Source organism: Sinorhizobium prairiense (genome assembly GCF_029201645.2).
GTDB classification, from domain to species: Bacteria; Pseudomonadota; Alphaproteobacteria; order Rhizobiales; family Rhizobiaceae; genus Sinorhizobium; species Sinorhizobium meliloti_A.
Map to the genome: position 1 here is coordinate 261856 of NZ_CP104131.1, position 13899 is coordinate 275754.

9 protein-coding genes and 3 pseudogenes are annotated in these 13899 nt (G+C 63.5%); 8 read left to right on the top strand and 4 right to left on the bottom strand.

Going from position 1 to position 13899, the window contains the following annotated elements:
- Positions 1 to 103: 103 nt before the first annotated feature.
- The 4 genes and pseudogenes from N0Q91_RS03890 (at position 104) to N0Q91_RS03905 (ending at position 6299) form a co-directional block, all read left to right on the top strand.
- Positions 104 to 1260: pseudogene (locus N0Q91_RS03890) on the top strand (efflux RND transporter periplasmic adaptor subunit).
- On the top strand, positions 1257 to 4433 hold the full coding sequence (locus tag N0Q91_RS03895) for an efflux RND transporter permease subunit (protein ID WP_275597376.1): 3177 nt from the start codon (positions 1257 to 1259) through the stop codon (positions 4431 to 4433). The pseudogene N0Q91_RS03890 and the gene N0Q91_RS03895 overlap by 4 nt, the downstream one beginning before the upstream one ends.
- Before the next feature lie 171 nt (positions 4434 to 4604).
- A pseudogene (locus N0Q91_RS03900) lies at positions 4605 to 5437 on the top strand (MBL fold metallo-hydrolase).
- Between the two features lie 115 nt (positions 5438 to 5552).
- A complete protein-coding gene (locus N0Q91_RS03905) occupies positions 5553 to 6299 on the top strand; it encodes a YebC/PmpR family DNA-binding transcriptional regulator (RefSeq protein ID WP_010970171.1) in 747 nt (248 codons plus the stop codon).
- Positions 6300 to 6369: 70 nt separating this feature from the next.
- Here the strand turns inward: N0Q91_RS03905 and N0Q91_RS03910 are convergent, their stop codons facing one another.
- Positions 6370 to 7368, bottom strand: a complete 999-nt coding sequence (locus N0Q91_RS03910; RefSeq protein ID WP_275597377.1) for an LLM class flavin-dependent oxidoreductase — start codon at positions 7366 to 7368, stop codon at positions 6370 to 6372.
- 168 nt (positions 7369 to 7536) lie between these two features.
- Here N0Q91_RS03910 and ruvC point away from each other — a divergent pair, with 168 nt between their 5' ends.
- The 4 genes and pseudogenes from ruvC (at position 7537) to N0Q91_RS03930 (ending at position 10839) form a co-directional block, all read left to right on the top strand.
- Positions 7537 to 8049 carry a crossover junction endodeoxyribonuclease RuvC gene (gene ruvC, locus N0Q91_RS03915; protein WP_275597378.1) on the top strand — a complete coding sequence of 171 codons (513 nt, stop codon included), beginning with the start codon at positions 7537 to 7539 and terminating at the stop codon, positions 8047 to 8049.
- A gap of 56 nt (positions 8050 to 8105) precedes the next feature.
- Positions 8106 to 8722: pseudogene (gene ruvA / locus N0Q91_RS03920) on the top strand (Holliday junction branch migration protein RuvA).
- Between the two features lie 172 nt (positions 8723 to 8894).
- Entirely contained in the window at positions 8895 to 9935 is a 1041-nt protein-coding gene (gene ruvB, locus N0Q91_RS03925; RefSeq protein WP_100672977.1) for a Holliday junction branch migration DNA helicase RuvB, read from the top strand.
- A gap of 1 nt (position 9936) precedes the next feature.
- Positions 9937 to 10839 (top strand): metallophosphoesterase, encoded by a 903-nt coding sequence (locus tag N0Q91_RS03930; RefSeq protein WP_275597379.1) that lies wholly within the window; start codon positions 9937 to 9939, stop codon positions 10837 to 10839.
- A gap of 29 nt (positions 10840 to 10868) precedes the next feature.
- Here N0Q91_RS03930 and N0Q91_RS03935 read toward each other — a convergent pair whose 3' ends face one another.
- The 3 genes from N0Q91_RS03935 to N0Q91_RS03945 are packed head-to-tail and all read right to left on the bottom strand — an operon-like array spanning position 10869 to position 13857.
- A complete protein-coding gene (locus N0Q91_RS03935) occupies positions 10869 to 11765 on the bottom strand; it encodes an NAD-dependent epimerase/dehydratase family protein (RefSeq protein ID WP_275597380.1) in 897 nt (298 codons plus the stop codon).
- Positions 11762 to 12640, bottom strand: coding sequence for a glycosyltransferase (locus N0Q91_RS03940; protein WP_275597381.1), 879 nt, complete (start codon positions 12638 to 12640; stop codon positions 11762 to 11764). The genes N0Q91_RS03935 and N0Q91_RS03940 overlap by 4 nt, the downstream gene beginning before the upstream one ends.
- Positions 12637 to 13857 (bottom strand): NAD-dependent epimerase/dehydratase family protein, encoded by a 1221-nt coding sequence (locus tag N0Q91_RS03945; protein WP_275597382.1) that lies wholly within the window; start codon positions 13855 to 13857, stop codon positions 12637 to 12639. The genes N0Q91_RS03940 and N0Q91_RS03945 overlap by 4 nt, the downstream gene beginning before the upstream one ends.
- Between the last annotated feature and the right edge of the window lie 42 nt (positions 13858 to 13899).

Genomic DNA, 13899 nt, shown 5'->3' on the forward strand with positions numbered 1-13899 from the left:
GTCGGGCGCACAGAGTCGCTGTGGCGCTCCGGTATCCAAAGGCGCCGCACCAATTGCAGTCCCGGTGCCGGCGATCTGACGTTCAGATATCTGGAGAGCGTGCATGTTGCGAAAGTGGCGTCTGCCGGCCATCGCCGGCTTTTTCGTCTCCCTTCTCGTTTCGGTCCCGGCAGGCGCGCAGGATGCGCAGTTGCCGACGGTGACCGTCGCCAAACCGGTCGTGCGCGATGTCGTCGACGCCGACGAATTCATCGGCCGCTTCGAAGCGGTCGACCAGGTCGCGATCCGCGCACGGGTCGGCGGCTATCTCGATCAGGTCTTCTTCACCGACGGCGCCATGGTGAAGAAGGGCGACAAGCTCTTCGTCATAGACCAGCGGCCGTTCCGCACCGCCCTTTCCCAGGCGGAAGCCTCGCTCGAGGCTGCGCGATCGACCCTTGTCTTCGCGGAGACCACGTTCAAGCGAACGGAATCGCTCGCGGGATCGGGCACGCTCTCGGTGTCCAGGCTCGATGACGACCGCCGTGCGCTGCTCGCGGCCCAGGCGAATGTGCGCGGCGCCGAGGCGGCCGTCGAGCGCGCAAAGCTGGATCTGGATTACACGACCATCACGGCGCCGCTGAGCGGACGCGTCGACCGGCGTCTCATTTCCCCCGGCAATCTGGTACAAGCGGACCAGACGGTGCTGACGACGATCGTCTCGCTCGATCCGATCGATTTCTATTTCGACGTCGACGAGCGCCGGCTGCTCTCCTATGCGCGTACGGCTCGGGACCGCGGCAGCGCTTTGCAGGAGGGGGCGGGCTCCATCCCGGTGCTGGTCACGATCGCCGACGCCAACGAGCCGCCATTCGAGGGCAAGCTCGACTTCGCGGAGAACCGGGTCGACAACCAGACGGGTACGATGCGGGTGCGCGCGCGCCTCGCAAACCCCAAATTGATCCTGCAGCCCGGCCTGTTCGGCCGCGTAGAAGTGGAGGGATCGAACACCTACCGGGCGGTTCTGGTGCCTGACGAGGCAATCGCCGCCGACCAGAACGAACGCATCGTCTACACGGTCGGCGAGGATGGCAGCGTCGCAACCAAACCGGTGCGTCTTGGTCCCAGGCTCCACGGTTACAGGGTCATCCGCAGTGGCTTGACGGGGAGGAGACGATCGTCGTCAACGGTCTCATGCGCGTCCGGCCGGGCGTAAAGGTCAAGCCCGAGCTCATCGTCCTGCCCCCCGAGGCCGCGCAATCGGCGGAGAATGCCCAATGAGGTTCGCGCATTTCTTTGTCGACAGACCGATCTTCGCGTCGGTGCTTTCGATCGTTCTGCTGATCGTCGGCAGCATCGCCTATTTCCAGCTTCCGGTGGCGCAGTATCCGGAGATCGCGCCGCCTACCATCGTCGTGCGCGCCTCCTATCCGGGCGCGGATGCTGAGACCGTCGCCAATACCGTTGCCACCCCGCTCGAGCAGGAGATCAACGGCGTGGAGAACATGCTCTACATGTCCTCCTATGCCACCGCTGACGGCTCGATGGCGCTGACGATCACCTTCAAGCTCGGGACCGATCTCGATCAGGCGCAGGTGCTGGTGCAGAACCGTGTCTCGATCGCCGAGCCCCGGCTTCCCGAGGAAGTCCGGCGCATCGGCGTAACCACGACGAAGAGCTCGCCGGACCTGATGATGGTCGTTCATCTGCTTTCGCCGAACGACCGCTATGACCAGCTTTATGTTTCCAACTACGCCCGCACGCGCATTCGCGACATATTGGTCCGGCTGGACGGAGTCGGCGACGTTCTTCTGTTCGGCGAGCGTGAATATGCGCTGCGCATCTGGCTCGACCCGCAGAAGCTCTCCGCCTACGGCATGACTGCAGGCGATGTCGTCTCCGCGCTGCGCGAGCAGAACGTCCAGGTCTCGGGCGGATCCATCGGCGGTCCGCCGATGTCGAGCGACAGCGCCTTCCAGTATACGGTGACCACCGACGGCCGCTTCAGCGACGCCCGTCAGTTCCGCTACGTCATCGTCAAAGCGACCGAAGAAGGCAGGCTCGTCCAGTTGCAGGACGTCGCCCGCATCGAACTCGGTGCGCGCGAATACGTGACCAACAGCTATCTCAACGGCAGCCCCGCCGTCGCGCTCGGCATCTTCTCCCGCCCCGGCAGCAATGCGCTCGCTGCGGCCGACGCGATCCAGGCGACGATGACCGAACTTTCGCGGGATTTTCCTGAAGGGCTCGAATACAGGATCATCTACAACCCAACGGAATTCATCTCGGAATCCATCGACGAGGTCTACAAGACGATCGGGGAAGCCGCGCTCCTCGTCGCTCTGGTCGTGATCGTGTTCCTGCAGTCGTGGCGCACGGCGATCATTCCGATCGTCGCCATCCCCGTTTCGCTCGTCGGCACATTCGCGCTTCTCTATGCCTTCGGCTTTTCACTGAACATGCTGACGCTGTTCGGCCTGGTTCTCGCGATCGGCATCGTGGTCGACGACGCGATCGTCGTTGTCGAGAACGTCGAGCGCAACCTTGCGCGCGGGATGACGCCGCGAGAGGCGGCGCATGTGACGATGGACGAGGTGGGCGCCGCGGTCATCGCGATCTCGCTCGTCCTGACGGCAGTGTTCGTGCCGACCGCGTTCATTCCGGGTATTGCCGGGCAGTTCTACCTGCAATTTGCGGTGACGATCGCAGTCGCGACGGTGATCTCCGCGGTCAATTCCCTGACGCTCTCGCCGGCGCTTGCCGCAATCCTGTTGCGGCCGCACGAGAACCACGAGCATGAGAGCCGCAATCCCCTGACGCGGATCGGCCGCGGTTTTGCCAACGGCTTCAACCGCGGCTTCGACCGCATGGCCGATGGGTATGCATGGACGGTGCGCCACCTCGTCAGGACGCGGATCGCCTTAGCCGGGGCGCTCGTCGTCTTCGTCGCCCTGCTCGGAGCCACCTGGTACATGGCACAGGTCGTGCCTCGCGGCTTCATACCCACGATGGACCAGGGCTATGCCATCGTCGTCATTCAGCTTCCGGACGGTGCCTCTCTCGAGCGCACCGATAAGGTCGTCCGGCGGGCCTCGGAGATTATCCGGGAGGTACCCGGCGTAAAGGATGCGGTCGCCTTTGCCGGTTTCAACGGCGCGACCTTCACCAATGCATCCAATTCCGGCGTGATATTCACGCCCTTCGACAGTTTCGAAGAACGCCTCGAGCAAAAGCAGAGCGCGGAACAGATCATCGGCCAGATCTTCGGTGCGATGCAAGGCATTCAGGAGGCTTTCATCATCGCCGTTCCGCCACCCTCCGTGCGAGGCATCGGCAATTCGGGCGGCTTCAAGATGCAGATCATGGACCGCCAGAGCGCCGACATGCGCCGGGCGCTCGGGCTCGCCCATCAGATGATGGGAGCGGCCAACCAGACGGAGGGGCTGACCGGCGTCTTCACCACCTTCACGGCCTCCAGCCCGCAATTCTTCCTGGCGATCGATCGCGACAAGGCGCGGGCGCTGAACGTGCCGATTCCCAATATTTTCGAGACACTCTCGATCAATCTGGGGACGTCCTACGTCAACGATTTCAACGCCTTCGGCCGCGTCTATCAGGTCCGTGCCCAAGCCGACCAGCAATTCCGGCTGGAGCGGGAGGACATACTTGCGCTTAAGGTACGCTCCGCCTCGGGCGCCCTGGTGCCGCTCGGCACGCTCGTCGAGATCCGCGATACGAGCGGACCGGCGCTCGTCCAGCGCTACAACATGTATGTCTCGGTCCCCGTTCAGGGCAATCCGGCGCCGGGCGTTTCGACGGGCAGCGCCCTGGACAAGATGGAAGCACTTGCAGGTCAGATCCTGCCGCAGGGCACCACCTTCGAATGGACGGAACTCGCTTTGCAGGAGCGCCAGACCGGCAACACTGCGGTCTTCATCTTCGCGCTTTCGGTGGTCTTCGTTTTCCTGGCGCTCTCTGCGCAATACGAAAGCTGGGTGCTGCCGCTGGCCATCATCCTGATCGTGCCGCTTGCCGTGCTCGCGGCGCTTCTCGGCGTTTCGATCCGGGGCTTCGACAACAATGTGCTGACCCAGATCGGGCTTATCGTCCTGATCGGTCTTGCCGCGAAGAACGCGATCCTCATCGTGGAATTCGCCCGCCAGGGCGAGGAGGAGGGCAAGACGCCGATCGAGGCGGCGATCGATGCGAGCCGGCTGAGGCTGCGGCCGATCCTGATGACCGCTTTCGCCTTCATCCTCGGCGTCGTGCCGCTCGTCATCGCCACGGGACCCGGCGCCGAAATGCGCCAGTCGCTCGGCACGGCGGTCTTTGCCGGCATGCTCGGGGTCACCGTCCTCGGCCTGTTCCTGACGCCGGTCTTCTATGTGGCCCTGCGCTCATTGCGGCGCAAGCGTGCACCGGCTGCCGCGCCGGCGCCGGCGCCGGGGGAGTGAAGAGACCAGTGCATCGGCAATGACGCAATTGTGAGCGGCCGCCGGTCGTTAGACGCTGGACGCGATCGCGGCCTTGAATGATCCTGCGTGCCGCCCGGCATGAGCAGCAATGCGCTATGCGGGCGGAGTACCAGAGCAAGTTTTTCTTCCCGCACATGTGAGAGGTGAAGGATGCTGCTGCGATACCTTGCCTACACCGTGACCGTCATCTGGATTATCCATGCGCTCTGGCCGACACCGGCGCACGCGCAGCAGGCGGAAGCCCATGTGAGCCAATGCCAAGCGATCGCGGCAGCCACGCCGGCGGCGACGTTCGCCAGCTTCTCGGCCCCCGCCGCCGCTCCCGCGGCATCTGCCGACACAAGCGAGGTGACGATCACCTTTCTCGGTCATTCGACCTTCCTGATCGAAACGCCGGGGGAGTTTCGATCGCCACCGACTACAACGGCTGGTTCCGCACTCCGTCGCCGCCAACGGTGGTGACGATGAACAGGGCCCATTCCAGTCATTACACCCTGGCGCCGGATCCGGCGATCCGGCATGTCCTGCACGGCTGGGGCGACAACGGCGAGCCGGCGGATCATGACCTCGTCGTCGGCGACGCCTATATCCGCAATGTGACCACGGATATCCGTTCGGGTTTCGAGGGAATGGAACGGGACGGCAATTCGATCTTCATTTTCGAGATTGCCGGGCTCTGCATCGGCCATCTCGGCCATCTGCACCACGAGCTCGACGAAAGCCATTACCGGCAAATCGGCCGGATCGACGTGCTCATGGTGCCGGTGGACGGCGGTCTGACGATGGGAGCGGAGAGCATGAGCCGCGTCGTCTCGCGACTGCGCTCGGCGCTGATCCTGCCGATGCACAGGCCGATGACCAACAACTTTCTGGCGATGTTCGGAGACGACTTCGACAAGCGCTTCGCCACGGAGCCTTCCGTGAAGGTGTCGCTGCGCTCCCTGCCGAGGAGACCGCTCATCTATGTCCTGCAGGGTGTTTGAGGACCGCCGCAGCGCATTTCCGTCTCCTGAAAACACGACGCGCCTGCTGGACTGGACGCGGCAATGAAACTATAAGGCGCCCGATCTCACCGAAATCACGCATGCAGAGGGCGTCATGGCTGGCCATTCACAGTTCAAGAACATCATGCACCGCAAGGGCCGTCAGGATGCGGTGCGCTCCAAAATGTTTTCCAAGCTCGCGCGCGAAATCACCGTCGCAGCAAAAACCGGCCTTCCCGACCCGACGATGAACCCGCGCCTGCGTCTGGCGATCCAGAACGCCAAGGCGCAGTCGATGCCGAAGGACAATATCGAGCGCGCGGTCAAGAAGGCTGCGGGCGGCGATGCCGAGAATTACGAAGAAGTCCGCTACGAGGGCTACGGCCCGGGCGGCGTCGCAGTCATCGTCGAGGCGTTGACGGACAACCGCAACCGCACCGCCTCCAACGTACGCTCCACCTTCACCAAGGCGGGCGGGGCGCTCGGCGAAACCGGTTCGGTTTCCTTCTCCTTCGATCGCGTCGGTGAAATCACCTACAAGCTTTCCGCCGGCGACGCCGACAAGGTGATGGAAGCGGCAATCGAAGCGGGTGCCGACGACGTCGAGACCGATGAGGAAGGCCACACCATCACCTGCGGCTTCGAGGATATCGGCGAAGTATCGAAGGCGCTCGAAGGCGCGCTCGGCGAGGCGGAGACCGTAAAGGCCGTCTGGAAGCCGCAGAATACCGTGCCGGTGGATGAGGAAAAGGCACAGTCGCTGATGAAGCTCATCGACAATCTCGAAGATGACGACGACGTCCAGAACGTCTATTCGAACTTCGAGGTCTCCGACGAGGTTCTGGCGAAGCTTTCTGCCTGAGCGCCTCCGGAGCATCCCAATGCAATTGACCCGCATCGCTCCGAGCGATGCGGGTCAATTGCTGTTCGCGTCAGGCGGCGGCGAGATCGCGTTGCGCTTGGGCAAACAACTTCACCGAACGCAATCGCGCTTCCATGTCGAAGATCGGCATTGAGACGATCAGCTCGTCCGCCCTGGTGAGATCCACGAATGCCTCGATCTTTCGGCGGATCGTCTCGGGGCCGCCGACCACCGCGTAGCTCATTGCATGGTCGACAAAAATCTTCTCGTCCTGGCTCCAGAGGCCCTCCATCGATTTGACCGGCGGCGGAAAGCGCCCGCGGGCATTGCGGCGAAGCGCGACGAAGGATTGCTGCATTGAGGTGAAGAGGTGGTTCGCCTCATCGTCGGTGTCCGCGGCGACGCCCATGACGCCCACCATGATATGCGGCTTGTCGAGCTGGGGCGACGGGGTGAAGCGCTCGCGATATATTTCGAGCGCGGAAAGCAGCATGTCCGGCGCGAAATGCGAGGCGAAGGCGAAGGGAAGGCCGAGCATGCCGGCGAGATGGGCGCTGAAATGGCTCGAACCGAGCAGCCAGATCGGCACATTCGAATCCGCGCCCGGAACGGCGATGATCTTCTGGTCTTCGGTCGCCGGGCCGAGCAACGCCTGCAGTTCGACGACATCGTTTGGGAAGTTGTTGGCGCTCGCCTCCATGTTGCGGCGGAGCGCCTGCGCCGTTCTCATGTCCGTGCCGGGCGCGCGGCCGAGGCCGAGATCGATGCGGCCGGGGTAAAGCGCCGCAAGCGTGCCGAATTGCTCGGCAATGACGAGCGGTGAATGATTGGGAAGCATGATGCCGCCGGAGCCGACGCGGATCGTCCGCGTGGCGGAAGCCACATGCGAAATCACGAGAGAAGTCGCGGCGCTGGCAATGCCTTTCATGCCATGGTGTTCGGCCAGCCAGAAGCGCTCGTAGCCGTTCTCCTCCGCGGCGATTGCCAGCCGCCGCGAATTTTCGAGCGACTCTGCGATGCTGCCCCCTTCGGTGATCGGCGACAGGTCGAGAATGGAGAAGGGGATCATGGCGGGGCTTTCAATTAAGAGAAATTGATCTTCCGCAATGTAGGTTCAAGTTTCCTTACGCCAAGGGTGCGCCGGCGCTTTTAGGCAAAGCGCGACCATTTCTGTGCAATGTTTTTGTTTTGTTCACTTTTTGCTGGCAGCGTCGCGCCGACCGAAATAGGGTGAAGCATGCAGACTACGATTCGCATCATCGGCATCGATCCGGGCTTGAGGCGCACCGGCTGGGGGGTCATCGAAACACTCGGCAATTCGCTGCGTTTCATCGCTTCCGGCACCGTCACTTCCGATGGCGAGATGGACCTTGCCTCCCGCCTCTGCCAGCTGCATGACGGGCTTGCCGAGGTGGTGCACGGCTATCAGCCGCACGAGGCCGCTGTCGAACAGACCTTCGTCAACAAGGATGCGACGGCGACGCTGAAGCTCGGCCAGGCGCGCGGCATCGCCATGCTGGTGCCGGCCCGGGCGGGCTTGAGGGTCGCGGAATATGCGCCAAACGCCGTCAAGAAGGCCGTGATCGGCGTTGGCCACGGCGAAAAGCAGCAGATACACATGATGCTGAAGGTGCTGATGCCCAAGGCCGAGTTCAAAGGCAATGATGCCGCCGACGCGCTCGCCATCGCCATCTGCCATGCCCATAACAGGCAGGCGGTGACGAGCCGCCTTGCGGCGCTTGCGGGCTAGGCCGGGCAACGGCATTTCTTCAAAGACGACGGACCAACACCATCCAGAGAGACCAGATGATCGGCAAGCTCAAGGGCACGATAGACGAGATCGGCGAGGATCACGTGGTTCTCGACGTGCATGGGGTCGGGTATGTCGCCCATTGTTCGGCGCGCACGCTCGGAAAGCTCGGAAGCGCCGGAGAGGCGGCCGTTCTCTTCATCGAGACCTATGTCCGCGAGGATCAGCTGAAGCTGTTCGGGTTCCTGAGCGCGTTGGAACGCGAATGGTTCCGCCTGCTTCAGAGCGTTCAGGGTGTGGGATCCAAGGTGGCGCTGGCAGTGCTCTCTACGCTGACCCCGGGGAACTCGCCAACGCGATCGCCTTGCAGGACAAGACGTCGATCTCGCGCGCGCCGGGCGTGGGTCCGAAAGTTGCCGTGCGTATCGTCACCGAACTCAAGAACAAGGCTCCCGCCTTCGCCGGCGAGATGGCACCGTCGATCGGCCTGAAGCAGGAGCTCGGCGAAGGCGTTGCCGCGGCGCCGGTTGCGGACGCGGTCTCGGCGCTCACCAATCTCGGCTATTCGCGAGACCAGGCGGCCAATGCCGTTGCGGCTGCGCTGAAAAACGGCGGGGAGGGCGGCGACAGCGCCAAGCTGATCCGCCTCGGCTTGAAGGAGTTGTCGCGGTGAGGAAGCGGCGAGCCTTCCTGCGGCCACAAAAGCATTGGAATAGAGGGACGCTGGCCGTTCTCGCTGGATTGATCCGGGCGCCGCTATTATGGTTGAGCGCGGCAGCGACGGTGACCGCGCCTCAACGCCGGTGCCCCTATGGCCGCGGACAGCCCGAAACGGAAGCAATGACATGAGCGAAGCCGCACGTCTGATCGCGCCGGAAAAGCGAGGCGAAGACCTCGATGCGACCATGCGCCCGCAGACGCTCGACGACTTCACCGGCCAGGCTGAAGCGCGCGCCAATCTGAAGATTTTCATCGAGGCGGCGCGCAACCGCGGCGAAGCGCTCGACCACGTGCTCTTCGTCGGTCCGCCCGGGCTCGGCAAGACGACGCTGGCGCAGATCATGGCAAAGGAGCTCGGCGTCAATTTTCGCTCGACTTCCGGGCCGGTTATCGCCAAGGCCGGTGACCTTGCGGCGCTGCTGACCAACCTCGAAGAGCGCGACGTGCTCTTCATCGATGAAATCCACCGCCTCAATCCCGCCGTCGAGGAAATCCTCTATCCGGCCATGGAGGATTTCCAGCTCGACCTCATCATCGGCGAGGGGCCGGCGGCCCGTTCGGTGAAGATCGATCTCGCGAAGTTCACCCTGGTGGCGGCGACGACGCGCCTCGGACTGCTGACGACGCCGCTGCGCGATCGCTTCGGCATCCCCGTGCGGCTCAATTTCTATACGGTCGAGGAGTTGGAGCTGATCGTCCGGCGTGGCGCGCGGCTGATGGGTCTCGGCATGACCGACGAAGGCGCGCGCGAGATTGCCCGCCGTGCGCGCGGCACGCCTCGCATTGCCGGCCGTCTCCTGCGCCGGGTGCGCGACTTCGCCGAAGTCGCACGGGCGGAGGCCGTGACGCGGAAGATTGCCGACGAGGCGCTGACCCGGCTGCTCGTCGACAGCATGGGTCTCGACCAGCTCGACCGGCGGTATCTGACGATGATCGCCCAGAATTTCGGCGGCGGGCCGGTGGGGATCGAGACCATCGCCGCCGGGCTTTCCGAGCCGCGCGACGCGATCGAAGACATCATCGAGCCCTATCTGATCCAGCAGGGATTCATCCAGCGCACGCCGCGTGGTCGCGTGCTCACGGCGAATGCCTGGAAGCATCTCGGCCTCAATCCGCCACGGGATGTCGAGGCAAGCCAATTCCGGCTGACGCTCGAGGACGACTGAAATGATCACCCGGCGGGGCTTCATGAAGGTCCTCGGCGGTGGATTGGCGAGCGCCGTGGCCCTGGGCAGCTACGCCTTCGCCATCGAACCGCTTGCGCGTCTGAGGGTGGCCCGCTACGCCGTGACGCCACCGGGCTGGACGCCCGGCCTTAAGCTCCGCCTGGTCGCGCTCGCGGATATTCACGCCTGCGAACCCTGGATGCCCGCGCGCCGCATCGCATCCATCTGCGAGCGCGCCAACGACCTCGGCGGCGACGTGACAGTCCTTCTCGGCGACTACGCTTCCGGGATGAATCTCGTGACGCGGTATGTCCATGCGAGCGAGTGGTCGAAGGCGCTTGCCACCCTCACGGCGCCCCTCGGCGTCCATGCCATCATGGGAAATCATGATTGGTGGGAAGACATGACGGCCCAGAAGAACGGCGGCGGCGATACCTTCGGCCATCGGGCATTGGCCGGGGTCGGCATTCAGGTGCACAGCAATCGCGCGGTCCGCCTTGAGAAGAGCGGCTTCCCTTTCTGGCTCGCAGGGCTCGAGGACCAGCTTGCGCTCCTGCCGGGACGGAAATGGAAACGCGCGTGGATGGGTGGGCTCGACGATCTCGATGGCACGCTTGCACAGGTGACGGACGAGGCGCCAGTGATCCTGCTCGCGCACGAGCCGGACATTTTTCCGAAGGTGCCCTCGCGGGTCGCATTGACGCTATCCGGTCACACCCATGGCGGACAGGTGCGCTTTGCCGGCCACTCGCCCGTCGTGCCGTCGCGTTTCGGTGACCGGTACGCCTATGGTCATATCGTCGAGCATGATCGCAACCTCATCGTCTCGGGCGGCCTTGGCTGCTCCATCGCGCCGATCCGTTTCGGCGTGCCGCCGGAGATTGTGGTCGTCGATCTCGGATGAGTGGAAATCGCCCCCTATCCGCCTGCCGGTCACCGTCTCCCCGCAAGTTCCCGGATCGTCGCAGCCAGTCTTTCCCTTCCGCCCGGCATCCAGCCGAGAGCGCGCAGCTTCTCCGTCGACATCGTCTTGAATTCGGCGGCTTCCGCTGCCGGCGGCAGCGGGTGCGGACAGCCGGTTGCGGCTTGCAGAAAGGAGAGAATCTCGCGGTTGTCGGTCAGCACGTCGGAGACGTTGAACACCTGACCGGATATCCTCGCCGGTTCGGTCTCGAGCATGAGGCGGACGGCCTGGGCGACATCGTCGCCGTGGACTTCCGTGCCGATGCGCCCTGGTACCGGCCGGCCGGCAATGTAATCGGAAAAGAGATCGCTCCACTTGTGTTTTCGTCCCGGGCCCGCGGGACCATAGACACCGGTGACGCGCAGGCTCGTCGTGACGAAACTGTGGTCGGCCATCGACTTCAAGGCGTTCTCGGTGGCGAGCTTTACCTGTCCGTAGAGCGTGTCCGGAGCGGCAGGTGAGGTCTCTGCGACAAGGGGCGGCGCCGCCGTGTCGCCGTAGACCGCGCGGCTCGACAGGAAAACGCAGCGGCGTACGCCGGCGGCGCGCGCTTCCTCGAACAGGCGAACGGAGCCGTCGAGATTGGCGCGGCGGAACCCCTGGGGGTCATCACCCTCTCCTCCGCGATATCTGCCCTCGACATGCTCGAAGGCGGCATGGACGAAATAATAGATATCGTCGAACGCGCACGCCTGGTCCGCATCCGCATCGAGACGCAGCGGCACATGGGACACCCGTTGCGAATACAGGCCAGCAGGGGGCGGAGAGCGCCCGCCGACCGTGACTTCATAGCCGTTTGCCAGCAGGTGCTCGACGATGAAGCGGCCGACGAATCCGGTGCCGCCGGAGACGAGAACGCGGGTCATGGCGACGTCGGACCCGCCTGCGGCGGATTGGGAAGACCGGCAATATCCGGAATCTCCCTGCCGGTCAGATAGGCGTGCCAGAGATCGATCAGCGGGCGCAGCACGTCCGCGCGCGGATGATCCTTTTCCCACGGCTTTTCATACTGGTAGTGAAGCACCCCGATCGAGCGCCAGTCCCAAAGCTCAGGCAGGTTGAACCACACATATTGCAGCATGTTCATCGTCACCGGCAGTCCATGCCAATCGGGGAAGAAGCTTTGCAGAAAGGTCTGGTCCGTGCGCGGCCAGAAGGCGTCCGGCGCATCGAGGGCCGCGAGCATATTCTCGAAGGTCGCGACGGCCGGCTCGGCGACGAAGACGCCGGAGTTCAGGCGGTGGAAGTCCGCGAGACTCTCATAGACGTTCGGCGCCGCGGCAAATTCCGGATAGAAAAACAGCTTGTCGATGTTGCGCAACACGATCGCGTCGGCATCGATGAAGATGCAGCGTTCGTATTCCACGAGTTGCCACAGCCTTATCTTGCAGAAATTGTCGAGCGGCGAATGGAAATCGGGCTTGCGTCCTTTGGTGAAGGGTGCCTGCTCATGCACGTTGCGGCGTTGATGTCGGGCGTTGAATTCGTCCGAGAGCGGCAGCAGGTCGGTTTGGATCAGGCGGCAGTCGAATTCGCGCAGCGGCTCGAGAGCGGCGGCATCCACCCCGCCGGTGTGGAGCACGACGATATCGGCGGGCGTGCGGGTGAGGCGGATCGATCTGAGCAGGGCCCGCGCACCGAGCGCGTAGTCGCTATTGGTGACGAGCGTCACGAAAGCGTGGCGCGCAGTCACCGTAGAGGAGGGGCTGAGCCCCTCCGGACTGGCGAAGACGCGGCTCATGAAACGGATTTCAGCCGCTTGCCCTCCGGATCGTGGTTGATCAAGGGGGCGATGTCCTTCGTCCAGGCGGAAATGGCCGGCACGCGCGAGCGATCGACGCGATAGGCGAATTTCTTCGCCACATCGACGATCTCCGAAAGCAGTCCGTCTTCGAGCCGAACCGGATTGAGGCCGAGCGCGAGGAATTTCTCGTTCTGCACCACGAGCTCGTTCTCGGCCGCTTCCTTGCGCGGATTGGGAAGCCAGGCGATTTTCGCGCCGGTCATGCGTGCGACCATCTCGGCGAGATCGCGGATGCGATGCGTTTCCGTCATCTGGTTGAATATCTCGACACGGCTGCCGCGCGCCGGCGGGTTCTTGAGCGCGAGTTCGATGCAGCGCACCGAGTCCTGAATATGGATGAAGGCACGCGTCTGGCCCCCGGTTCCGTGAACCGTCAGCGGATAGTCGATTGCTGCCTGGATCAGGAAACGGTTGAGGACGGTTCCGTAATCGCCGTCGTAGTCGAAGCGGTTGATGAGCTGCGGATGACGCCGCGTCTGTTCCGTATGCGTGCCCCAGACGATGCCCTGATGCAGATCGGTGATCCTGAGGCCGTCATTCTTCGCATAAAACTGGAAGAGCAGCTGATCCAGGCACTTGGTCATGTGATAGACGGAGCCCGGGTTGGAAGGATAGAGGATTTCCTGGTTCACCGTCTCTCCGCCCATGGTCTCGATGCCGACGGGCAGGTAGCCTTCAGGGATCGCGGCCCCGATCGTGGAATAGCCGTAAACGCCCATCGTACCGAGATGCACGAGATGCGCATCGAGGTCGAGTTCGACCAGTGCATTGAGGAGGTTGTGGGTCGCGTTGACGTTGTTGTTGACCGTGTAATTCTTGTGCCTGTCGCTCTTCATCGAATAGGGAGCGGCTCGCTGCTCGGCGAAATGGACCACCGCATCGGGCCGATGCTCCGCCAGCCAATTCTTCAGGAGTTCGTAGTCGCGGGCGAGATCGATCAGATTGAAGTGGATACGCCGGCCGGTTTCGGCGTGCCAGATGCGCGTGCGCTCCTGGATGGAATCCATCGGCGTCAGAGATTGCACGCCGAGTTCCGTGTCGATCCAGCGGCGGGAGAGATTGTCGAGGATGTGAACGTCGTGGCCCGCATCGGACAAATGCAGGGCGGTGGGCCAGCCGACGAAACCATCACCGCCGAGGACTGCAATCTTCATGCACGATTCTCCTGCTCGGGAAGAGGACAGGGTCCTGATAGG